The organism is Methylobacterium sp. 391_Methyba4 (genome assembly GCF_029691625.1).
In the GTDB taxonomy this organism is placed as follows: Bacteria; Pseudomonadota; Alphaproteobacteria; order Rhizobiales; family Beijerinckiaceae; genus Methylobacterium; species Methylobacterium fujisawaense.
This window is the reverse complement of record NZ_CP121475.1, coordinates 2,054,781-2,075,546: the sequence shown is the minus strand read 5'-3', so window position 1 is coordinate 2,075,546 and position 20,766 is coordinate 2,054,781. Positions and strand designations below refer to the sequence as shown.

Below are 20,766 nucleotides of genomic sequence, written 5' to 3'. Positions count from 1 at the left end.
GGGCCCGTGCGACGGCACGGGCCGTCACGGAAGGCTATCGCGGCGGCGTTGCCAGGATCTTGACGAGTCCCGACCCGCTCAGTTCGTGGGGCGGTCCCGCATCCGGTATGCGCCGGCGGCGTCGCGCTCGAACATCTCGGCGATGCCGGCATGGCGCAGGGCTTCGCCCGACGTGTCGGGCAGGAGGTTCTGTTCCGACACGTAGGCCACGTACTCGGTCTCGGCGTTCTCGGCGAGCAGGTGGTAGAACGGCTGGTCCTTGCGCGGCCGGACCTCCTCGGGGATCGCCAGCCACCATTCCTCGGTGTTGTCGAACACCGGGTCGACGTCGAACACGACGCCGCGGAACGGGTAGATCCGGTGGCGCACCACGGCGCCGATCGCGAATTTCGCGGTTCTCAGTGTTACGTCCGTCATGGTTCAGTCCGTCCAGAACGGACAGATAGGTCCGTTGACGGGGCCTGTCACCGGGTCGGTGCCGCCGACCGGTAACGGCGCGCACCGGCCTGCGCGTCATCGGGTAACGGACGCGGGTTCGGGAGGCCGGATGCCGCGTTCGGCCGCGATCGCCCGGGCGGTGGCCTCGCGCCGAGCGGTGAGGTCGGCGGCGGCCGCCCGCGCCCGCGCCACGATGGCCGGCGGGGCCGTCCGGGGCGTGCCGCTGTCGAAGGGCGGCTCGGGGGCGTATTGCATGCCGAGCTGAATCGCCTGCGCGGCCTCGTCGCCGCGCAGCGCGGCGGCGAGCCGCAGCGCCCCGTCGATGCCCGCGGTGACCCCGGCCGCGAACACCCAGGTGCGGCCGTCCGCGTCGCGGTCGATCACGACGCGCTCATCCACCGGCTCGGCCCCGAAGAACGGGAGCAGGTGGACGGCGTTCCAGTAGGTCGTGGCCCGCCGCCCCACCAGCAGACCGGCCGCACCGAGGAGGAGCGCGCCGGTGCAGACCGAGAGGACGTGGCCGGCCCCGGCCGCCTGGTCGCGGATCCAGCCGAGCACGGCCGCGTCCTGCATCAGGGCCTCCTGGCCCTGGCCGCCCGGGACGTGCAGCACGTCGAGCCGCGGGGCCTCCGCCAGGGTGGCATCCGGCAGGATCCGGAGGCCGCGGACGTCGCGGACGGGGTCCAGGCTCGGCGCGTAGACCCGGTAGGTGCTGTTGGGCACCCGGGACAGGACCTCGAACGGGCCGGTGAGGTCGATCTGGTCCAGCCCCTCGAACAGGAGCGAGCCGATCTGCAGATGGGTGTCGGGCGGGATCATGCCGGGCCTCCGTGGTGGACAGGGACACCCTACCGCGTCAGGATCTGGCCGAAATGCCAAAGAGCCCTCGTTTCTCGCCAGATCAACCGCGACCGATCGAGGTGCTGGCCTTCCCGTCGGTGCAGCTCCTCGACGTGGCCGGGCCGCTCCAGGTCTTCGCCACCGCCAACGAGCACGGCGGCGCCGGGACCCCATACGCGCCGCGGGTGATCGCGGCCGGCGACCCGGGGCTCACCGCCTCGGCGGGCCTGCGGCTGGTGGCCGACCCGCTGCCGGATCTCGCGGCGCCGGTGGACACGCTGGTGATCGCGGGCGGCCCCGGCGTCGTCGCGGCCTGCGACGACGCCGCCCTGGTGGCCTGGGTGCGGGCCCGGGCGGGCCGGGCCCGCCGGGTCGCCTCGGTCTGCACCGGCGCGTTCCTGCTCGGAGCGGCGGGGCTCCTCGACGGGCGGCGGGCCGTGACCCATTGGAAGCATTGCGGCGCGCTCGCCGCGCGCTACCGGCGCGCCCGGATCGAGCCCGACCCGATCTTCGTGCGCGACGGCCCGGTCTGGTCCTCGGCGGGGGTCACGGCGGGCATCGACCTGACCCTGGCGCTGGTCGAGGAGGATCTCGGCCGCGCGACCGCCCTGGCGGTGGCGCGCCACCTCGTGATGTTCCTCAAGCGCCCCGGCGGGCAGGCGCAGTTCAGCGCGGCGCTGGCCCTGCAGGCGGGCGAGGAGCGGTTCGGGCGGCTCCACGCCTTCATGGCGGACAACCTGTCCGGCGACCTGTCGCTGCCGGCGCTGGCCGCGGCGGCCGGGATGAGCGCGCGCAGCCTGAGCCGGCACTATCTGGAGGCGACCGGCCTCACCCCCGCCAAGGCCGTGGAGCGCCTGCGGGTGGAGGCGGCCCGGCGGGCGCTCGCCGAGACGGCGCAGCCGGTGAAGCGCATCGCCCGGACCTGCGGCTTCGGCTCCGAGGAGACGCTGCGGCGCAGCTTCCTGCGGCACGTCGCGGCGACGCCGCAGGCGTACCGGGCGCGGTTCGGCGGGTGAGGGGGGACTAGACCGTGTCGCGGCGTTCGAGGGCCGCCAGGATCGTCTCGCGCACGCCGTCGCGATGGTCGTGGATGTCCGCGTTCGGGATGCGGAGCAGGGCGAAGCCGAAAGATTCGAGGATTTCGGTCCGCATGGCGTCTCGGACGAACTCGGCATCGGTGGAATGCGTTGCCCCGTCCACTTCGACGATGAATTTGGCCTCTATGCAGGCAAAGTCGACGATGTATCGGTCGATCGGGTGCTGGCGGCGGAATTTCCAGCCGTTCAGGGCGCGGTTTCGCAGAACGCGCCAGAGCTTGGCCTCGGCGGATGTCTGGGTGCGGCGCAGGCTTCGGGCTCGCGGGGTCGACTTGATCACTGGACTGGCCCGAAAGGGTGATTGCGAGTCCAGGCGAGGTTACTGGCACATCGCTTGTGCGGGGCCACCTCCAGCTTGAATTCCTTGCCACCGGCTCAGAACAGAGCGCGGGTCCCCTCTCCCGTTCGGGAGAGGGACAGGGTGAGGGGTGCGACCTATCCGGAAAAACCTGATCCCTCACCCCAACCCTCTCCCGCACGGGAGAGGGGGCACGTCGTGGCTTGCGGACACCGATCTGTAATCAACAGGGGGGCGCACTCGGCAGCCGCTCACCCCAGCTTGTAGACCGCCGCCAGCTCCGGATCCTTCGCGGCCACCAGCTTGGCGAGATCCACGATGACCTTGGCCTGCTTCCAGGTGGCGTCGTCCTGCATCTTGCCGTCGAGCATCACGGCGCCGGTGCCGTCCGGCATGGCCTCGACGATCCGGGCCGCGAAGGCCACCTCGGCCGGGTCCGGCGCGAAGACCCGCTTGGCGATCGCCACCTGGCTCGGATGCAGCGTCCAGGCGCCCGCGCAGCCCATCAGGAAGGCGTTGCGGAACTGCGCCTCGCAGGCCGCGCCGTCGGAGAAGTCGCCGAACGGGCCGTAGAACGCCTTGATGCCGTTGGCCATGCAGGCGTCGACCATCTTGGCGATGGTGTAGTGCCAGAGGTCCTGCTGGGCGCTGGCCCGGGGCGCGTCGCCCGCCGGGTCCGCGATCACCCGGTAATCCGGGTGGCCGCCGCCGACCCGGGTGGTCTTCATGCCGCGGGACGCCGCGAGATCCGCCGGCCCGAGGCTCATCCCGTGCATCCGCGGCGAGGCCGACGCGATGGCGTCGACGTTGGCGACGCCCTCGGCGGTCTCCAGGATCGCGTGGACCAGGATCGGCTTCGTCACGCCGTGGCGCGCCTCGAGCTGGGCGAGGAGCTGGTCGATGTAGTGGATGTCCCACGGCCCCTCGACCTTGGGCACCATCACGACGTCGAGCTTGTCGCCGACCTCGGCCACGATCGTGAACAGGTCGTCGAGAATCCAGGGCGAGTTGAGGGCGTTGATCCGGGTCCAGAGGCCGGTGCCGGTGGCGGCGAAGTCGGTGGCCTGGGCCATCGCCACGAAGCCCTTGCGGGCCGCCTCCTTCTGGTCGGCCGGGACCGCGTCCTCCAGGTTGCCCAGCACCACGTCGACCGTGCCGGCGAGCTCCGGCACCCGGGCGCGGACCTTGTCGTTGTGGGGCGGCACGAAGTGGATCATCCGCTCCAGCCGCACGGGCAGCTCGCGGAACGGGGCCGGCGCGCCGGTGGCGAGGGGCTGGAAGAAGCGGCGGGGCAGTTTCATCGGGTGCCTCTTGTCAGGGCTGGCGTCTGAGCCCCGTTAAGGCAGCTGGGGCGGGCGCGTAAAGCCGCGCCGCGCCGAAGTGGTCTCGAACTTTCGGCTCAGACGGTCGTCAACCCTGCCGCGCTTCAGCCCCGGCTGCCGCGGCGCCCGGCCAGGCCGATCCGGTTGAGGATGCCGCCGGCCTCGCTGCCGGCCACCACCACGAGGCGCCGGACCTCGCCGCGCAGGAAGGCCTGCAGGAAGCGGTTGTAGTCGCGGAAGGAGACGCAGCCGTTCGAGGCACCGGGCTGCCGCAGCATGTAGGTGTGGGCCAGCAGACCGTCGCGGCCGTGGATCGCGGCGCTGCCGCCCACCGGGTTGAGGCGGATCGCCCGGACCCCGTGGAACAGCCGCTCGCGCTCGGTCAGCGTGTAGGTGCCGGGCGGCGTCGAGCCGCGCATGCGCAGGTGGACGTAGCGCGGGTTGTCCATGGCCTCGCCGAGGCCGGAATGGGCCTCCAGCACCTCGCCGGAGGGCAGCGTCACCGTGCGGGCGGTGATGTCGTAGACGGCCGTGCCAGCCACCGAATCGGGCTCCGGGCTGATCCGGGTGCGCGGCGCCTCCTGCGGCAGGGCGTCCGGGCTGGCATAGGCCAGCGCCTGACGGGGCTCCTGGCGGCTGTCCTGTGACGGGGCCGCGGCACCGACCCCGAACAGCTTCTCGAAAAAGGACGGCTCCTCGGCCATCGCGGCGCGGAACACGTCGCGGGTCCGGGGCAGGGCGCGGGTCGCCACCCGCGTGGCCGGGACCGCGGGCGCACGCCGCAGCTCGGGCGGACGCGACACCGGCAGCGGCACGAGGACGGAGGCGGGCACGAGGGCGGCGGGCGTGGGCTCGGCCGCGGCGATCCGGACCGGGGCGGCCGGCGCCTCCGCGGTCGTCTCGCCCATCTTGGCCTGGGCGATCCGGCTCTGGGGCATCCGGATCTGGGCCTGCTCGGCCGTCTGCGCGGCCTTGGACTGCTCGGCCCAGGCAACCTGCCGGGCGATCTCGCGGACCGCCGGGGACGGCTCGGCACGGGCGATCTGGAAGGTGGCGGTCGGCGGGGCCTCGCCGAAGGCCGTCGCGGAACCGGAGCCCAGCGCCGGGCTCGGATCGAGCATCCAGGCGATGCTCGGATTCGGCGCGGCGTTGCGAGCGGCGTGCCGGATCGGGGCGGCGACCGGCGGGAGCCCGGACATCGCCCCGGTCGCGGCGACGGTCTGCTGGTCGATCCGGGCCGGCCCCTGCGGGTGGCTGAACACGGCCCAACCGGCCAGGGTTATGCCCGTCAGGGAGATGAGCGCCGTCAGCCGGGCGCGGCGGCGCGCGCGCCGCATGGCACTCGGGTAGGGCGCCCGGGTGCGGATGACGGGATCGTAGACGGTCTCGACGTAGGTGATGCGCGGCGGCGCCCGGCGCAGGGGCGCCGCGCTCGGATACGCAGTCTGGAACGCGGCTTGGGACAACGCAGCCTGGGCCATTCGGGGAACTCGCGTACGCGCTTCCCCGTGGGCAGCCGCCGCCGTTCGCCCGCGAAAGCTTGTTTCCGCGCACGTGGCCTGGGTCGCCCGTCTGGGGAGGACATCAACCGTCCACCCCATTAAGCCGTGCTGTGGTTAATCCCCGCTAAAGAGACAGTTTCCGCGCGCGTTCCCGTGTTGGGACACAGCCTCAGGTCGCCTGTCCGGGCGTGTCCATGGGCCCGTGGCGGCGCGCGACCAGCAGGCAGAGCAGGGCCACCGGCACGCCGATCAGCGATGTGCCGACGAAGAACCACGTGAACCCGGTCCGCTCGATCACGAAGCCCGAGAACCCGGCGAGCAGGCTGCCCGGCAGGGCGCAGAGCGAGGTGAGCAGGGCGTACTGGCTCGCCGCGTGCGCGGTCGCCGAGAGCCGCGACATGTAGGTGATCAGCACGATCGACGCGAAGGCGTAGGCGAAGCCGTCGATCCCGACCGTCAGCGCGAAGGTCCAGAACGCCGCCCCGCCATGGCCGCCGTGCCACGCGAGATAGGCCAGCGCGAGGTGCGAGGCCGAGGCCGTCACGGTGCCGATCAGCAGGCTCGCCATCATGCCGATCCGCGGGATGATGGCGCTCGCCAGGAAGGTGCCGCCGAGCGCGATCCAGAAGCCGAACAGCTTCGTCACGGTGGCGATGTCGGTGTTGGAGTAGCCCAGCGTCTTGAACAGGGGAATCGCCATGGCGTTCGAGACGTAGCCGGGCATCCGGAAGCCCGCGACCAGCGCCAGCACCGGCACGGCCAGCGGCCCGAGCCGGGCGAGGAGGTCGCGGATCGGCGCCCACACGGTCTCGACGAATCCGCCGGTGGCGGGCGTCTCGGGGGCGGGGGGCTCGGGGGCGAGCAGGGCCGCGATCGTGCCGGGGGCCATCAGGGCCGCCATGCACAGGTAGGCGGCGCGCCAGCCATAGGCGTCGGACAGGTAGAGGGCGCCCGCCCCCGCCGCGAGATTGCCGATCCGGTAGCCGATCTCCGACCACGACGACATCAGCGCCTGCCGCTCCGGGGGCGCGGCGGTGATGCGCCAGCCGTCGATCACCACGTCCTGGGTGGCGCCGGCCACGCCGAGCGCCAGGGAGAACGCCACCGTCCAGGCGAGCCAGTGGGCCGGATCGCCGAAGGCGACGCCGGCCAGCGCCAGGGCCACCAGGATCTGGGTGGCGACGATCCAGCCCCGGCGCCGCCCGAGCCAGCGGCCGATGAGCGGCGCGTCGTGGCGGTCGAGGAAGGGGGCCCAGAGGAACTTGAGCTTGTAGGCGATGGTCAGCTCGCTCATCAGCCCGATCGTGGCGAGCGGCACCTGCGCCTGGACGAGCCACGCCGACTGGGTCGCGTAGACGAGCAGGAACGGGATGCCCTGCGCGAAGCCGAGCCCGAGCACCGCGGCGACGCGCCGGTCGGTGAACAGGGGGGTGAGGAAGGCGTTTTTCTCGGATCTTGCCGGATCGGACGGGGCGCTGGCTGCGGCCGGGTTTGCCATCCACGCGTCTCCTGGGATTCGCGACGGAGAGAGCAGAGATGGGCGGGCGGTGCAACACACACGGCTTTCCCACCTGCCCCCTCATCCTGAGGTGCCGAGGCCCGCTGACGCGGGCACCTCAGGATGAGGGAGTCTATCGGGCGGATCGTTACGCCGCCTTCTTCCCCCGCTCGGCGATCTTCACGAGGCTGCGCAGCACCTCGGTGGCGGTCTTGAGCCGGGCCGGGACCGTATTCAGCTCGCGCACGAACACGACGCTCATGTCGGGCCGCACCTTCGCGAAGGAGGCCTGCTCGGCCACGTAGGCGACGAGCCCCTGCGGGTTGGCGTAGGAGCGGTCGCGGAAATGGACCACCACGCCCTTCGGCCCGGCCTCGACCTTCTCGACATTCGCCTTGAGGCAGAGGATCTTGATCGTGCCGATCTTGAGGAGCTGCTCCACCTCCGGCGGCAGCGGCCCGAACCGGTCGATGAGTTCGGCGCCGAAGCTCTCCATCTCGGCATCGTCCTGGAGGGTGGCGAGGCGCCGGTAGAGCGCGAGCCGCGCGCCGAGATCCTCCACATAGGTCTCCGGGATGGTCACCGGGGCGCCCAGCGCGATGGTCGGCGACCACGCCTCCTCGGGCACGTCCTCGATGCCGGCCTTGAGCGCCGTCACCGCGTCCTCCAGCATCTGCTGGTAGAGTTCGTAGCCGACCTCCTTGATGTGGCCGGACTGCGCGTCGCCGAGCAGGTTGCCGGCGCCGCGGATGTCGAGATCGTGGCTCGCGAGCTGGAAGCCCGCGCCCAGGGTGTCGAGGCTCTGGAGCACCTTGAGGCGCTGCTCGGCCTGGGCGGTGAGCTGGCGGTTCGCCGGGGTCGTGAACAGCGCGTAGGCCCGGGCCTTCGAGCGACCGACCCGGCCGCGCAGCTGGTAGAGCTGGGCCAGCCCGAACATGTCGGCCCGGTGGACGATCAGCGTGTTGGCGGTGGGGATGTCGAGGCCCGATTCCACGATCGTGGTCGAGAGCAGCACGTCGAACTTGCCTTCGTAGAAGGCCGTCATCACGTCCTCGAGCTGGCCCGCCGCCATCTGGCCGTGGGCCACCGCGACCTTGATCTCGGGCATCTCGGCGTCGAGGAATTTCTTGACCTCGGCCAGATCCTCGATCCTGGGAACCACGTAGAAGGACTGGCCGCCGCGGTAGCGTTCGCGCAGCAGGGCCTCCCGGATGGTCAGCGGGTCGAAGGGTGTCACGAAGGTGCGCACCACCAGCCGGTCCACCGGCGGCGTCGCGATGATCGAGAGCTCGCGCACCCCCGTCATGGCGAGCTGGAGCGTGCGCGGGATCGGCGTCGCCGACAGCGTCAGCACGTGGACGTCGGCCTGGAGCGCCTTCAGCCGCTCCTTGTGGGCGACGCCGAAATGCTGCTCCTCGTCCACGATGATCAGGCCGAGATCCTTGAAGGCGATGTTCTTGGCCAAGAGGGCGTGGGTGCCGACCACGATGTCGACCGTGCCGGCGATGAGCCCCGCCCGCGTCTGCTTCATCTCCCCGGCGGAGGCGAAGCGGGAGAGCTGCGCCACCTGGACCGGCAATCCTTTGAAGCGCTCCGCGAAGGTCCGGTAGTGCTGGCGGGCCAGCAGCGTCGTGGGGACGATCACCGCCACCTGCTTGCCGGAGATCGCCGCCGCGAAGGCGGCGCGCAAAGCCACCTCGGTCTTGCCGAAGCCGACATCGCCGCAGACCAGCCGGTCCATCGGCCGGCCGGCATTGAGGTCGTCCAGCACCGCGTCGATCGCGTTGGCCTGATCCTCGGTCTCCTCGAACGGGAAGCGGGCGGCGAATTCCCCGTAGAGCCCCTCCGGCGCCTTGAGGGCGGGGGCCTTCCGGACGAAGCGCTGGGCCGCGACCTTGATCAATTCGCCCGCCATCTCGAGGATGCGGCGCTTCATCTTGGCCTTGCGGGCCTGCCACGCGCCGCCACCGAGCCGGTCGAGGGCGACCTCGGAATCCTCCGAGCCGTAGCGGGTCAGGAGCTCGATATTCTCCACCGGCAGGAGCAGCAGGCCGCCGGTGTATTGCAGCTCCAGGCAATCGTGCGGGGCACCCGCGGCGTGGATCGTCTTGAGGCCGACGAACCGGCCGATGCCGTGGTCGGCATGGACCACGAGGTCTCCGGGCTGGAGCGCCTGCACCTCCAGGATCACGTCCTGGGGTCTCTTGGCCTTGCGCTTCTGGCGGACCAGCCGGTCGCCCAGGATGTCGCCCTCTGAGACCACCGCGAGTTCGCCCGCGGTGAAGCCCGCCTCCAGGCCCCAGACGGCGACCGCCGCGTCGGTGCCGCGCTTCAGCGCGTAGACGTCGGTGAGCCGGGTGATCGCCACCGGCTTCTTGAGGCCGTGGTCGGTGAGCACGCCGCAGAGCCGGTCGCGGGATCCGTCGGACCAGGCGCCCAGGATCACGTGATGACCGGATCCCTGGAGGTCGCGGATATGCGCCACCGCGGCGTCGAACACGCTGGCATTCTCGTCGGCCCGCTCGGGGGCGAAGCTCCGCCCGGCCTTGGCGCCGCAATCGATCACGGCGCGCTCCGTGGATTCGGGCTGCGCGAAGGGCGTCAGCCGCGCCACCGTGGCGGTGGCGATCCGCTCCTTCAACTCGTTCGGCGTCAGGTAGAGGGCCCGGGGCGGCAGCGGCTTGTAGGGAGCGACGCCGGCCTGCGGCGTCTTCATCGCGCCCTCGCGGGCCTGGTAATAATCCTGGACGAGGCTGATCCGCTCGGCGGCGGCGTCCTCGACCTGCGGGTCGAAGACCAGCGGCACGCCGCCGAGATAGTCGAACAGCGTGTCGAGGTGGTCGTAGAACAGCGGCATCCAGTGCTCGAGGCCGGCGTAGCGGCGCCCCTCGCTCACGGTCTCGTAGAGCCGGTCGTCCCGGGTCGCCGCGCCGAAGCTCTGGATGTAGCCCTGGCGGAAGCGCCGGATCGTCTCGGTGGTGAGCTGGACCTCGCTCATCGGCATCAGGTCCAGCGAGCGGAGCTGCCCGGTGGTGCGCTGCGTCTCCGGATCGAAGGCGCGGATCGATTCCAGCGTGTCGCCGAAGAAGTCGAGGCGGATCGGCGCGGCTAAGCCCGGCGGCGACAGATCGAGGATGCCGCCGCGCACCGCATACTCGCCGGTGTCGCGCACGGTGCCGGTGCGCAGGAAGCCGTTGGCCTCGACCCAGGCGACCACGTCGTCCATGGACACGACGTTGCCGATCGCCGCCGAGAACGCCTCCTTGGCGATGTGGGTGCGGGGCGGAACCCGCTGCACCAGGGCGTTGACCGTGGTGCAGAGGATCCGCGGGCGGTCCTCGGCGGAGCGGGTGCGGGCGAGGCGGGCGAGCGCCGTCATCCGGGCGGCGGCCGTGGCCGTGGTCGGCGAGACCCGGTCGTAGGGCTGGCAATCCCAGGCCGGCAGGCTCATCACGTCCATCTCGGGCGCGACGAAGCCGAGCGCCGCCTGGAACGAGGCCGAGCGTCCGGAATCCCGCGCCACGTGGACCAGCACGGCCGGCGCGTCGACGGTGGGCGCCAGGGCGCGGGCGAGGTCGGCGAGCGCCAGCGCGTCGAAGCCCTCCGGGGCGTTCGCCAGGACCGGGCTGTCGCCGCGCTTCAGGGCGTCGATCGCCCGGGCGAGCGCCGAGGATTTCGGCAGGGCGAAGCGCGCGACCTGCGGCTTGGTGGCGGGGGCGGGGGGCTTCGGCTGAGGCTTGGCCATCGGGTCTTTCGCGGGAAATCCCGCCGGGCGCGTCAGGGGTAGGGGTCGGGTGGCGTTAGCCGATCGGGCCGCCGCGATAAAGCATGGCGGCGGCGGCCGGGCGGCGGCCGGGCGGCGGGACAGAGCCTATATGGACGCTCCGTCGCGGCAGGGAACGGCCCTGCGCCGATGGGCGGCCGATCGTCGGTGAGCCGGGCGCAGGATGGCGCGCGGGTCCCCTCTCCCGCATGGAAGAGGCCGCGGCCCGCGCCGCGTCGGGGCCGGGGATACCCCGGCGCACGCCCCTCAGGCGTCCGGCCCGACGATCTCCGCCAGCGCCGCCTCGACCCGGCCGCGGAAGAAATCCGCGTTGGGCATGTGCTCGGTCATCGCCCCGGCGCGCACCGTCGCCTGCCGCAGGATCTCGGCGCGGAGCGCCGGATCGGAGCGCTCCATCATCTCCAGCATGATCCGCACCACCAGCTCTGTGGCGATCGACCGGGCCGGGTGATCGTAGTTGGGCTTGGGTTCGTCCATCGCGGGCACTCTCGACCGGTCGCTCTCAGGAATGGATCGGCGCGTCGTGCCGGTGGAACGCCCGCACCCGCCGCCAGACCGACGTGTCGTAGTTCGACGGCGTCTCGACCTCGCCGGTGAGCCACTTGAACAGGTCGCGGTCCGGCACCTCGATCAGCGCCTCGAACTGGTCGAGCTCCGCCTCCGACAGGTCGCCGATCTCGGCATCGGCGAAGCGGCCCATGATCAGGTCCATCTCGCGGATGCCCCGGTGCCAGGCGCGGTAGAGGAGGCGGCGGCGGCGCGGATCGAGGTCGGCGCTCGTGCGGGTGGTGCCGGACATGGATCTCGGACCTCGGCTGAGGAAGGGTAGGAGCAGGGACGAGGGCTAGATAGGCGCCCGGGACCGGCGGATCCAGAACGGCGGCGCCCCTGGGCGGGTTACAACCGGCACACGGGCGGCGTACGGGGGCCCAAAAACGAATTGCCTCCGGCGGGCGCTCCGTTATCTCGGGCTGCAACGCCCCGGACGGGGCGGCGAGCGGGAGCAGGACGATGCCGAAGGCGATCCGGGTCTACGAGTACGGCGGCCCCGAGGTGATGCGCTTCGAGGACGTGCCCCTGGCCGAGCCCGGCCCCGGGCAGATCCGCGTCAAGCAGGCCGCCATCGGCGTCAACTTCATCGACATCTACTTCCGCACCGGCGCCTACAAGTCCCCGCACATGCCCTACACCCCCGGCAAGGAGGGCGCCGGCACCGTCACGGCGGTGGGCGAGGGGGTCTCGCAGTTCAAGCCCGGCGACCGGGTCGCCTACGGCTCGGTGGCGGACGGCTGCTACGCCGAGGAGCCGGTGATCCCGGCCTCCGCGGCCGTGCCGATCCCCGAGGGGGTCGACGAGAAGACCGCCGCCGCCATGATGCTCAAGGGCCTGACCGTCGAGTACCTGCTGCACCGGACCTACGCGGTGAAGCCCGGCGACACGGTCCTGTGGCAGGCGGCCGCCGGCGGCGTCGGCCTGATCGCCTGCCAGTGGGCCAAGCACCTCGGCGCCACCGTGATCGGCACCGCCGGCAGCCCCGAGAAGGCGGAACTCGCCAAGCAGAACGGCTGCGACCACGTCATCCTCTACCGCGAGGAGGATGTCGCCAAGCGCGTGCGCGAGATCACCGGCGGCAAGGGCGTGCCGGTGGTCTATGACGGCGTCGGGCAGGCGACCCTGATGGGCTCGCTGGACAGCCTCGCGCCGCTCGGCCTCCTGGCGAGCTTCGGCTCGGCCTCGGGGGCGATCACCGGGCTCGACCTCGGCCTGCTGGCCCCGCGCGGCTCGCTCTACGTGACCCGCCCGACGCTGGCGACCTTCACGTCGGACCGCGCCACCCTGGAGGAGGCGGCCGCCCGCCTGTTCAAGGTGGTGCGCGAAGGCGCGGTGAAGATCGCGGTGAACGCCACCTACCCGCTGGCCGAGGCGCAGCAGGTCCACCGCGACCTCGCGGGCCGGGAGACCACCGGCTCGATCGTGATGCTGCCCTGAGGCCCGCGACCGTGACGCCCGGCAACGCCGACCTGCTCCTCGTCGTCGACGTGCAGGTCGATTTCCTGCCGGGCGGGGCGCTCCCCGTCCCGGGGGGCGACGCGGTGGTCGAGCCGATCAACGCGCTCCAGCACCGCTTCCGGCATGTGGTGCTGATGCAGGACTGGCACCCGGCGGATCACGTCTCCTTCGCCGAGACCCATCCCGGTCGGGCGCCGTTCGAGACCATCGTGCTGCCCTACGGTCCGCAGGTGCTGTGGCCCCGGCACTGCGTCCAGGGCAGCCGCGGGGCCGCCTTCGCGCCGGGGCTCGCCACCGACCGGGCGAGCCTGGTGGTGCGCAAGGGGCTGGATCCGCGGGTCGACAGCTACTCGGCCTTCCTCGAAGCCGACCGGGCCACGCGCACGGGCCTCGCGGGGGCGCTCAGGGAGCGCGGCATCACCCGCGTCGCCGTGTGCGGCCTCGCCACCGATTTCTGCGTCGCCTGGAGCGCGCTCGACGCCCGCGACGCCGGCTTCGAGGTCCTCGTGGTGGAGGATGCGGTGCGCGGGATCGACGTGGACGGGTCGCTGGCGCAGGCCTGGGCGCGGATGGAGGCGGCGGGCGTCCGCCGGATCGCGGCGGCGCAGATCGGCTGAGCGCCCCCGGGGCGCGGGAGGCGAACCGCCGCATGCCGCGCGGGAGACCGCCCCCGCCCCGACGCGTTGGCCCGACATCGGCATCCGGGCAGGATGCCAGTCAGGAGCCAGCATGTCAGGCAAGCACCCGAAGACCGACACGCCGACGGACGCCGACCTCAAGGGCAATCCCGGGATCGGCACGTCGAAGGGGATGAGCGGCGCCGACCCCGCGGATCTGCAGGCGGATTCCACCTTCGAGGGCGACGTCGACAACGAGACGAAGCGCGACGGCGGCGTCGACCCGGACCACCGGCCGCGCAAGAACGCCTGACCGAGCCGGCGTGACGGCACGCCCGGGCCGGCCCGGCCCGGGCGATCCCGGTCAGCGGCCGCGGGCCGGCGGCTTCGGCCGCTGGGGCGCCGGGCCGGTCGCGAACCCGGCGGATGGGCCGCTCGCCGGGACGTAGAGCTGGGCGGGGCTCGCGGTGTAGCCCAGGAGCTGCGCCGCGTTGGCGGCCCCGAAGGCGGCGGTGCCGTCGGCGCGGGCGGCGCCCACCGGGACGGTCAGCAGGAGCGCGGCGGACAGGGCCAGGACGGCGGGCTTCGACATGGGACGGACCCTTCGGTGCGCGCGGTCCCGGGGGATGCCGGTCCGCGCCGGATGGATCCCATGTGGGGGCGGCCGCGCGGGCCCGGCGTGCGCGACCACACGACGATCCCGCGTCGCATCAGCGCGGGCCGCGCGACGGCGCTCCGCGACAGGGCCCCGCGACGGGGCGCCCCGTCAGAGCGCCAGCCCGAGCTGGAGCGGCGCCTCGGGCGCGTCCTGCGCGAAGCCCGACAGCGACACCCCGATCAGCCGCGCGCTGCGCCGCAGGGGGAACAGGCCGGCGAGCAGGTCGAGGCCGATCCGCTCCAGCGCCGCCCGGTCGGCGACGGGGACGGACAGCGACTTCGCCCGGGTGACCTGGGCGAAATCCGAGAATTTCAGCTTCAGGGTCACGGTCCGGGCGCGCATGCCCTTGGCCTCGGCCCCCGCCCAGACCTTGTCGAACAGCGGCGCCAGCCGGGCGGCCAGGACCTCGAAGGCCGCCGTATCCTCCGAGAAGGTGGTCTCCGCCCCGATCGACTTGCGCACCCGGTGGGCGCGGACCGGCCGCTCGTCGATCCCCCGGGCGACCGCGTGGTAGTAGGCGCCCGCGGAGCCGAAGGTCTCGCGCAGGCGCTCCGGCGTCCAGGCGCGGAGATCCGCCCCGGTCTCGATCCCGAGCCGCTTCATCTTCGCCTCGGTGACCGGACCGACGCCGTGGAACCGGCCGATCGGCAGTTCGGCCACGAAGTCCGGCCCCATGGCGGGGGTGATGACGAACAGGGCGTTCGGCTTCCTGTGGTCGGACGCCACCTTGGCGAGGAACTTGTTGTACGAGACCCCGGCCGAGGCCACGAGCCCGGTGCGCTCCAGGATCTCGGCCCGGATCGCCTTCGCCACGGCCGTCGCCGTCGGCAGGCCCAGGAGGTTCTCGGTGACATCCAGATAGGCCTCGTCGAGGGCCACCGGCTCGATGAGCGGCGTGTGCCGGGCGAAGACCGCGCGGATCTCCTCCGAGACCGCCCGGTAGACCTCGAAGCGCGGCTTCACGAACAGCAGGTCCGGGCAGAGCCGCCGGGCCGTGGCCGACGGCATGGCCGAGCGCACGCCGAACTTGCGCGCCTCGTAGCTCGCCGCCGCCACGACGCCCCGCTCCCGCGAGCCGCCCACCGCCAGGGGCTTGCCGCGCAGGGACGGGTCGTCGCGCTGCTCCACGGAGGCGTAGAACGCGTCCATGTCGATGTGGATGATCTTGCGGAGCGCGACCTCCGGATCCATCGCCGCCTCGGAGATCCGCGGTGAGTTCCTGCTCTGTTCCAAAGACCGCGGTGGGCCGGCGGGGTCAAGCCGCGTCGGAGAGGGCTTCAACAGGAGTCCGGCCCGCGCCCGTCATCGCGAGCGCAGCGAAGCGACCCAGGACAACGCGACGTCGGTGAGCGCAGCCCCAGCTGGGTCGCTTCGCTGCGCTCGCGATGACGGGGACAGCCTTACGCCACGCTGCCGTAGAGGTCGTAGGCCTCGGCCCGGTCGATCTTCACGGTGACGATGTCGCCGACCCGCACCGGGCGCCGGAAGGCGGCGTGGACGGTGCCGTCGATCTCCGGCGCGTCGGCCTTGGACCGGCCCCGGGCGACCCCGCCCTCGACGGCATCGACGATGATCGGCAGCCGCTTGCCGACCTTGGCGCGCTGCAGCCGCAGCGCGATGCCGTTCTGCGTCTCCATGAACCGGCGCTTGCGCTCGGCCTTCACCGCCGGCGGCACGAGGTCGCCGAGCGCGTTGGCGGTGGCGCCCGCCACCGGCTCGTACTCGAAGCAGCCGACCCGATCGAGCTTGGCCTCCTGCAGCCAGGCCAGCAGCTCCTCGAACTCGGCCTCGGTCTCGCCGGGGAAGCCGACGATGAAGGTCGAGCGGATCGCGAGGTCCGGGCAGGTCTGCCGCCAGCTCCGGATCCGGTCGAGCTGGCGCTCCTGGTTGCCGGGCCGGCGCATGCGCTTGAGCACCGAGGGGCTCGCGTGCTGGAGCGGCATGTCGAGGTAGGGGAGCACCTTGCCCTCGGCCATCAGCGGGATGACCTCGTCCACGTGCGGGTAGGGGTAGACGTAGTGGAGCCGCACCCAGGCCCCGAGCTCGCCGAGCTCCTTGGCCAGGTCGTAGAACTTGGCCCGGACCTGCCGGTCGCGCCACGGGCTCTCGGCGTAGCGGATGTCGACGCCGTAGGCGCTGGTGTCCTGCGAGACGACGAGCAGCTCCTTCACGCCGGCCTTCACCAGCTTCTCGGCCTCGCGCAGCACGTCGGCGGCGGGGCGGCTCACGAGGTTCCCGCGCAGGGACGGGATGATGCAGAAGCTGCAGCGGTTGCTGCACCCCTCCGAGATCTTCAGGTAGGCGTAGTGGCGCGGGGTGAGCTTGATCCCCTGCGGCGGCACGAGGTCGAGGAACGGGTCGTGGGCCGGCGGCACCGCCTCGTGGACGGCGGCCACCACCGACTCGTAGGCCTGCGGCCCGGTCACCGCCAGGAGATCCGGATACTTCTCGCGGATCTCCTCCGGCTGCGCGCCCATGCAGCCGGTGACGATCACCCGGCCGTTCTCCGCCATGGCCTCGCCGATGGCCGAGAGCGACTCCGCCTTGGCCGAATCGAGGAAGCCGCAGGTGTTGACGATCACCACGTCGGCGCCGTCGTGCCGGCGGGCCAGCTCGTAGCCCTCGGCGCGCAGGTGGGTGAGGATCCGCTCGGAATCGACCAGCGCCTTCGGGCAGCCCAGCGACACGAACGAGATCTTGGGGGCCGTGATTTTGGATTCGGCTCCGGAAGCGGGGCCGCGGGGAGCAGGCGTGGCGGTCATGGCATTCGGGTCGGACAGGCCCGGCGCGGGCAACCGAGGATCGGTCGCCCGAAGCGCGAGGACGGGAATTCGGGATCGCGGTTCCTATACAAGCTCCCGCGCCGCCGCGCGAGACCGGCCGCCGCAGGGGTGACCGGACCGGCGCGCGCCGCTGACGCAGAACCGGAAACTTGGCTGTTTGACCAGGACTTTGCGCGCCTGCCCTGAAATCCCACATGAAGCCGCGGGGACGCGGTCTGCGTCGGAAGCACGCCCTGTCTGCCCCCCGGGGCGGTTCCTGCGTGCAACTGCCGCTTCCCCCGCGGCATCGCCTGTGCGACGGCAGCGTGACAGGATCTGCCCCGCCCTCGCCCAGGACAACAGCCCGAACCCGGTCATGTGGACCCGAGAGATCCCCTTCATCGATCCCGTCGCGGCGGCGGCCCGGCTGCGCGCCCTGCCCGGGCTCGCCTTCCTCGACAGTGCCATGCGGCACGACTCCCTGGGTCGCCATTCGATCGTGGCCGCCGAGCCGTTCGCACGCTTCCGCTACCGCGACGGGCGGGCGACCCTCGACGGAAATCCGGTGCCGGGCGGTCCCTTCGCGGCTCTGCGGGCGTGCCTCGCGCCGTACCGGATCGAACCGGACGCCGAAGAACCCTTCCCCGGCGGGGCGATCGGCTATCTGGCCTATGACCTCGGGGCATCGCTGGAACGGGTGGCGCCGCCGGCCCGGCGGGCGGGGCTCACCGACGACATCGCCCTGAACTTCTACGACACGGCCCTGGTGATCGATCACGCCGCGGGCACTTGCCGGCTCGTCGCCACGGGGTTCCCGGAGACCGCACCGGCCCAGCGGCAGGCCCGCGCGGAGGCGCGGCTCGCCCGATTCGCCGACCGGCTCGGCGGCGCGGAGATCCCGAGCGCGGCCGCCGCCGGAGCGCCGGAGCCGCTCACATGGCGCTCGAACTTCGACCGACAAACCTATGAAGAGGCTGTCGAAAAGGTCCGCGCCTACATCCGGGCGGGCGACATCTACCAAGCCAACATCGCCCAGCGTTTCACCGCCGATCTCCCGGCCGGCTTCGATCCGTTCGCCCTCTACCGGCGGCTGCGCGCCACCAACCCGGCGACCTTCGGCGCCTATCTGGAGTTGGAGGGCCTGACCGTCGCCTCGTCCTCGCCCGAGCGGTTCATCCGCCTCGACGGCCGTCACGTGGAGACCCGGCCGATCAAGGGCACCGCCCGCCGCGCGGATAACCCCTCGGACGACCCGGCGGCCGACCGGGCGGCGGCCGAGGCGCTCCAGGCCAGCGTGAAGGAGCGGGCCGAGAACGTCATGATCGTCGACCTGCTGCGCAACGATCTGTCCCGGGTCTGCGCGCCGGGCAGCGTCGCCGTGCCGACGCTCTGCGGCCTGGAGACCTACGCCAACGTCCACCATCTGGTGTCGGTGGTGACCGGAGAGCTCCGCGACGGGCTCGACGCCCTCGACCTCCTGGAAGGGACCTTCCCGGGGGGCTCGATCACCGGCGCCCCGAAGATCCGCGCCATGGACATCATCACCGAGATCGAGGGCGACGCCCGGGAACTCTATTGCGGCGCCATCGGCCGGATCGGCTTCGACGGGGCGCTCGATACCGCGATCGCGATCCGCACGGTGTTCATGGACGACCGACAGGCGGTCCTGCAGGCCGGGGGCGGGGTGACCCTGCTGTCGGAGCCCGGCCCGGAATACGACGAGACCCTCGCCAAGGCCGCCCGCGTCTTCGAGGCCTTCGCATGATCCTCGTCCTCGACAACTACGATTCCTTCGTCTTCAACGTCGTCCGCTACCTGGAGGAGCTGGGCGAGGAGGTCCGGGTCGTGCGCAACGACGCCCTGGACGTCGCCGGCATCCGGGCGCTGGCCCCCGAGGCCCTGGTGGTCTCGCCCGGCCCCTGCACCCCGGCGGAGGCCGGCATCTCCCTGCCGGCGATCCGGGAGCTGTCGGGGGCGGTGCCGATCCTCGGCGTCTGCCTCGGCCACCAGGCGATCGGCGCGGCCTTCGGCGGCACGGTGGCGCGGGCGCAGCGGCCCCTGCACGGGCAGATGACGCCGATCGCCCATACGGGCGAGCGGCTGTTTTCCGGGCTGCCGGCGCCGATGCCGGTGGGGCGCTACCACTCGCTCGTGGTGACCCCCGGCCCCGAGATGGAGAAGCACCTCTCCGTCGACGCGGTCTCGCAGGAGGGGGAGGTGATGGCCCTGTCGCACCGGACCCACCCGACCTACGGCATCCAGTTTCACCCGGAATCGGTCCTGACCGAGGGCGGCCATGCCCTGTTCGCCAATTTTCTGGGGCTGGCCCGGGCCTGGCGGGAGGGACAGCGCGATGCTGTGGCGTGACGGCGCCCTCGTCGCGGGGACGACCGCGCCGCTGGACCTCACCGACCGCGGCCTGACGCTGGGCGACGGCCTGTTCGACACGGCGCTGGCGCTGGGCGGCCGGGTCGCCTTCGCGGAGGCCCACATCGCCCGGCTCGTGACCTCCGCGGACGCGCTGGGGATCCCCGCCGCGCCGGACCGGATCCGGGAGGCCATGCGGGCGCTGGCCGGCGCGGGGGGCGGGACCGGGGAGCGGCTCGCGATCCGCACCACCCTCACCCGCGGCTCCGGCCCGCGCGGCCTGAAGCCGCCGGAGGATCCGAGCCCGACCCTGTTCGCCACCGCGGCGCCGAGCGCCCGCAGCGCGGCCTTCGCGCCCCTGCGCCTGTGGCCGACTTCGATCGCCCGCAACGACACGTCCCCGGCCGCCCGGCTGAAGACCTTGGGCTACGGCGACGCGGTGCTGGCCGCCCGCGACGCCGCCGCGGCGGGGTTCGACGAGGCGCTGTTCTGCAACACCCGGGGACGCGTCGCCTGCGCGGGCACCGGCAACCTGTTCGGCCTGTTCGGAGAGATCCTGGTGACGCCGCCGCTGACCGACGGCGTCCTCGCCGGGATCGTGCGGGCGGAGATCCTGGCGCTCGCCGCCGGATGCGGGCTCCGGGCGGAGGAGCGGTCGCTGAGCCTGCCCGACCTGATGGGCGCCGAGGCCGTGTTCCTGACCAATTCCCTGCGGCTCCTCGCCCCCGTGACGGCGGTGGGCGAGACGGCCTTCGCCAGCCTCGGGCACCCGGCGGTTGTCCGCCTCAGGGCGGCGCTCCGCGAGTCGGTGGCCCGCGCCTGCGGGGTGACGGAGGAGTCCGTCGCGTGACCGGGCAAGCGGTCGAGACGGGCCGCCGCCGGCTCCGCTACGGGCTCGCGGCCCTCTACGCCTTCATCGGGGTGGTGCATCTCGTGGCGACCGACGCGATGCTGCCGCTGATGCCCGACTGGGTGCCGCAGCCGCGGCTCGTCATCCTGGCGACCGGCCTGTGCGAGATCGCCGGCGCCGTCGGCCTGCTGACGGGCCGGTTCCGCCGGGCGGCCGCGCTCGGCCTCGCCCTCTACGCGGTCTGCGTCTACCCGGCGAACCTCAAGCACGCCTTCGACCACGTCGCCATCGCCGGCATCCCGGATTCCTGGTGGTACCACGGCCCACGCCTGGCGTTTCAGCCGGTCTTCGTCTGGGCGGCGCTCTGGGCCGGCGGGCTGATCGACTGGCCGTTCGGCGGGGACCGCGGATCTGCCGGCGCCGCGCCCCGGACCGCCCGCGCTCCGCAGCGCCCGCCGACGCCACCGGGACGGGACGCGCAGGCCCCCATCCGGGATCCCTGATCACAGGATCCCCGGATCCCCGGATCCCGGCAGGCCCTGATCACAGGATCCCGGGCGATGGACCGGCCGCCAGGCGGCCCGGAAGACCGCCCCCCGGCCCCGAACGGCGGACGACAGGCCGACGCGTCGCGACCCGGGCCCGCCCGTCTCTGCCCGACGCGGTGGGGGGCGCCTTCGAAACCCCGAAAGGTTCCTCCACAGGCCGAAGATATCGCCCGGA

General features: G+C 72.6%; 20 protein-coding genes. 8 read left to right on the top strand and 12 right to left on the bottom strand.

Annotated features, from left to right (window positions below):
* Positions 1 to 78: 78 nt before the first annotated feature.
* Both hspQ and P9K36_RS09665 read right to left on the bottom strand, forming a co-directional pair.
* The gene (gene hspQ / locus P9K36_RS09670) at positions 79 to 417 is read right to left on the bottom strand and encodes a heat shock protein HspQ (RefSeq protein ID WP_043357318.1); all 339 of its coding nucleotides are present in this window, start codon (positions 415 to 417) and stop codon (positions 79 to 81) included.
* 96 nt (positions 418 to 513) lie between these two features.
* Entirely contained in the window at positions 514 to 1,257 is a 744-nt protein-coding gene (locus tag P9K36_RS09665) for a DJ-1/PfpI family protein (RefSeq protein ID WP_278306943.1), read from the bottom strand.
* A 53-nt stretch (positions 1,258 to 1,310) separates the two neighbouring features.
* Between P9K36_RS09665 and P9K36_RS09660 the strand changes: the two genes are divergently transcribed.
* Complete coding sequence (locus P9K36_RS09660; protein ID WP_278306942.1) at positions 1,311 to 2,294, top strand: helix-turn-helix domain-containing protein; 984 nt, start codon at positions 1,311 to 1,313, stop codon at positions 2,292 to 2,294.
* A gap of 7 nt (positions 2,295 to 2,301) precedes the next feature.
* Here the strand turns inward: P9K36_RS09660 and P9K36_RS09655 are convergent, their stop codons facing one another.
* The 7 genes from P9K36_RS09655 to P9K36_RS09625 all read right to left on the bottom strand — a co-directional run bounded on the left by P9K36_RS09655 (position 2,302) and on the right by P9K36_RS09625 (position 11,578).
* Complete coding sequence (locus tag P9K36_RS09655) at positions 2,302 to 2,655, bottom strand: DUF559 domain-containing protein (RefSeq protein WP_278306941.1); 354 nt, start codon at positions 2,653 to 2,655, stop codon at positions 2,302 to 2,304.
* Positions 2,656 to 2,924: 269 nt separating this feature from the next.
* Positions 2,925 to 3,974, bottom strand: coding sequence for a CoA ester lyase (locus tag P9K36_RS09650; protein WP_043756806.1), 1,050 nt, complete (start codon positions 3,972 to 3,974; stop codon positions 2,925 to 2,927).
* A gap of 125 nt (positions 3,975 to 4,099) precedes the next feature.
* Positions 4,100 to 5,476, bottom strand: a complete 1,377-nt coding sequence (locus tag P9K36_RS09645; protein WP_278306940.1) for a tlde1 domain-containing protein — start codon at positions 5,474 to 5,476, stop codon at positions 4,100 to 4,102.
* Positions 5,477 to 5,666: 190 nt separating this feature from the next.
* Positions 5,667 to 6,995 (bottom strand): MFS transporter, encoded by a 1,329-nt coding sequence (locus P9K36_RS09640; protein WP_278306939.1) that lies wholly within the window; start codon positions 6,993 to 6,995, stop codon positions 5,667 to 5,669.
* A 148-nt stretch (positions 6,996 to 7,143) separates the two neighbouring features.
* The gene (mfd, locus tag P9K36_RS09635) at positions 7,144 to 10,740 is read right to left on the bottom strand and encodes a transcription-repair coupling factor (RefSeq protein ID WP_278306938.1); all 3,597 of its coding nucleotides are present in this window, start codon (positions 10,738 to 10,740) and stop codon (positions 7,144 to 7,146) included.
* 285 nt (positions 10,741 to 11,025) lie between these two features.
* Complete coding sequence (locus tag P9K36_RS09630) at positions 11,026 to 11,256, bottom strand: hypothetical protein (RefSeq protein WP_043351867.1); 231 nt, start codon at positions 11,254 to 11,256, stop codon at positions 11,026 to 11,028.
* A 25-nt stretch (positions 11,257 to 11,281) separates the two neighbouring features.
* Positions 11,282 to 11,578 (bottom strand): succinate dehydrogenase assembly factor 2, encoded by a 297-nt coding sequence (locus P9K36_RS09625; RefSeq protein ID WP_043351869.1) that lies wholly within the window; start codon positions 11,576 to 11,578, stop codon positions 11,282 to 11,284.
* Between the two features lie 212 nt (positions 11,579 to 11,790).
* Here P9K36_RS09625 and P9K36_RS09620 point away from each other — a divergent pair, with 212 nt between their 5' ends.
* The 3 genes from P9K36_RS09620 to P9K36_RS09610 all read left to right on the top strand — a co-directional run bounded on the left by P9K36_RS09620 (position 11,791) and on the right by P9K36_RS09610 (position 13,719).
* The gene (locus P9K36_RS09620; RefSeq protein WP_278306936.1) at positions 11,791 to 12,768 is read left to right on the top strand and encodes a quinone oxidoreductase; all 978 of its coding nucleotides are present in this window, start codon (positions 11,791 to 11,793) and stop codon (positions 12,766 to 12,768) included.
* Between the two features lie 11 nt (positions 12,769 to 12,779).
* The gene (pncA, locus tag P9K36_RS09615; protein WP_043350665.1) at positions 12,780 to 13,406 is read left to right on the top strand and encodes a bifunctional nicotinamidase/pyrazinamidase; all 627 of its coding nucleotides are present in this window, start codon (positions 12,780 to 12,782) and stop codon (positions 13,404 to 13,406) included.
* 112 nt (positions 13,407 to 13,518) lie between these two features.
* Complete coding sequence (locus tag P9K36_RS09610) at positions 13,519 to 13,719, top strand: hypothetical protein (protein WP_043350668.1); 201 nt, start codon at positions 13,519 to 13,521, stop codon at positions 13,717 to 13,719.
* A gap of 51 nt (positions 13,720 to 13,770) precedes the next feature.
* Here the strand turns inward: P9K36_RS09610 and P9K36_RS09605 are convergent, their stop codons facing one another.
* The 3 genes from P9K36_RS09605 to rimO form a co-directional block, all read right to left on the bottom strand.
* Positions 13,771 to 13,998, bottom strand: coding sequence for a hypothetical protein (locus tag P9K36_RS09605; protein WP_278306935.1), 228 nt, complete (start codon positions 13,996 to 13,998; stop codon positions 13,771 to 13,773).
* A gap of 174 nt (positions 13,999 to 14,172) precedes the next feature.
* Complete coding sequence (gene dinB / locus P9K36_RS09600; RefSeq protein ID WP_043379674.1) at positions 14,173 to 15,255, bottom strand: DNA polymerase IV; 1,083 nt, start codon at positions 15,253 to 15,255, stop codon at positions 14,173 to 14,175.
* Between the two features lie 209 nt (positions 15,256 to 15,464).
* Positions 15,465 to 16,826 carry a 30S ribosomal protein S12 methylthiotransferase RimO gene (gene rimO / locus P9K36_RS09595; protein WP_278306934.1) on the bottom strand — a complete coding sequence of 454 codons (1,362 nt, stop codon included), beginning with the start codon at positions 16,824 to 16,826 and terminating at the stop codon, positions 15,465 to 15,467.
* A gap of 376 nt (positions 16,827 to 17,202) precedes the next feature.
* Here rimO and pabB point away from each other — a divergent pair, with 376 nt between their 5' ends.
* Genes pabB through P9K36_RS09575 form a run of 4 tightly spaced genes read left to right on the top strand, consistent with a single transcriptional unit; the run spans position 17,203 to position 20,546 of the window.
* Positions 17,203 to 18,591, top strand: coding sequence for an aminodeoxychorismate synthase component I (pabB, locus tag P9K36_RS09590; protein ID WP_043379677.1), 1,389 nt, complete (start codon positions 17,203 to 17,205; stop codon positions 18,589 to 18,591).
* The gene (locus P9K36_RS09585) at positions 18,588 to 19,193 is read left to right on the top strand and encodes an aminodeoxychorismate/anthranilate synthase component II (RefSeq protein ID WP_043379680.1); all 606 of its coding nucleotides are present in this window, start codon (positions 18,588 to 18,590) and stop codon (positions 19,191 to 19,193) included. The genes pabB and P9K36_RS09585 overlap by 4 nt, the downstream gene beginning before the upstream one ends.
* Positions 19,180 to 20,043 carry an aminotransferase class IV gene (locus P9K36_RS09580; protein WP_278306933.1) on the top strand — a complete coding sequence of 288 codons (864 nt, stop codon included), beginning with the start codon at positions 19,180 to 19,182 and terminating at the stop codon, positions 20,041 to 20,043. The genes P9K36_RS09585 and P9K36_RS09580 overlap by 14 nt, the downstream gene beginning before the upstream one ends.
* Positions 20,040 to 20,546, top strand: coding sequence for a DoxX family protein (locus P9K36_RS09575; protein ID WP_043379683.1), 507 nt, complete (start codon positions 20,040 to 20,042; stop codon positions 20,544 to 20,546). The genes P9K36_RS09580 and P9K36_RS09575 overlap by 4 nt, the downstream gene beginning before the upstream one ends.
* The last annotated feature ends 220 nt before the right edge of the window (positions 20,547 to 20,766 follow it).

Bases quoted from the DNA above. Each gene is read 5' to 3' on its own strand.
- P9K36_RS09665 (WP_278306943.1), bottom strand. From the start codon at position 1,257: ATGATCCCGCCCGACACCCATCTGCAGATCGGCTCGCTCCTGTTCGAG.
- P9K36_RS09585 (WP_043379680.1), top strand. From the start codon at position 18,588: ATGATCCTCGTCCTCGACAACTACGATTCCTTCGTCTTCAACGTCGTC.
- P9K36_RS09650 (WP_043756806.1), bottom strand. From the start codon at position 3,974: ATGAAACTGCCCCGCCGCTTCTTCCAGCCCCTCGCCACCGGCGCGCCG.
- dinB (WP_043379674.1), bottom strand. From the start codon at position 15,255: ATGGATCCGGAGGTCGCGCTCCGCAAGATCATCCACATCGACATGGAC.
- P9K36_RS09605 (WP_278306935.1), bottom strand. From the start codon at position 13,998: ATGTCGAAGCCCGCCGTCCTGGCCCTGTCCGCCGCGCTCCTGCTGACC.
- hspQ (WP_043357318.1), bottom strand. From the start codon at position 417: ATGACGGACGTAACACTGAGAACCGCGAAATTCGCGATCGGCGCCGTG.
- rimO (WP_278306934.1), bottom strand. From the start codon at position 16,826: ATGACCGCCACGCCTGCTCCCCGCGGCCCCGCTTCCGGAGCCGAATCC.
- P9K36_RS09645 (WP_278306940.1), bottom strand. From the start codon at position 5,476: ATGGCCCAGGCTGCGTTGTCCCAAGCCGCGTTCCAGACTGCGTATCCG.
- P9K36_RS09640 (WP_278306939.1), bottom strand. From the start codon at position 6,995: ATGGCAAACCCGGCCGCAGCCAGCGCCCCGTCCGATCCGGCAAGATCC.
- P9K36_RS09660 (WP_278306942.1), top strand. From the start codon at position 1,311: ATGCCAAAGAGCCCTCGTTTCTCGCCAGATCAACCGCGACCGATCGAG.
- P9K36_RS09625 (WP_043351869.1), bottom strand. From the start codon at position 11,578: ATGTCCGGCACCACCCGCACGAGCGCCGACCTCGATCCGCGCCGCCGC.
- P9K36_RS09620 (WP_278306936.1), top strand. From the start codon at position 11,791: ATGCCGAAGGCGATCCGGGTCTACGAGTACGGCGGCCCCGAGGTGATG.
- pabB (WP_043379677.1), top strand. From the start codon at position 17,203: ATGTGGACCCGAGAGATCCCCTTCATCGATCCCGTCGCGGCGGCGGCC.
- P9K36_RS09580 (WP_278306933.1), top strand. From the start codon at position 19,180: ATGCTGTGGCGTGACGGCGCCCTCGTCGCGGGGACGACCGCGCCGCTG.
- P9K36_RS09610 (WP_043350668.1), top strand. From the start codon at position 13,519: ATGTCAGGCAAGCACCCGAAGACCGACACGCCGACGGACGCCGACCTC.
- mfd (WP_278306938.1), bottom strand. From the start codon at position 10,740: ATGGCCAAGCCTCAGCCGAAGCCCCCCGCCCCCGCCACCAAGCCGCAG.
- P9K36_RS09630 (WP_043351867.1), bottom strand. From the start codon at position 11,256: ATGGACGAACCCAAGCCCAACTACGATCACCCGGCCCGGTCGATCGCC.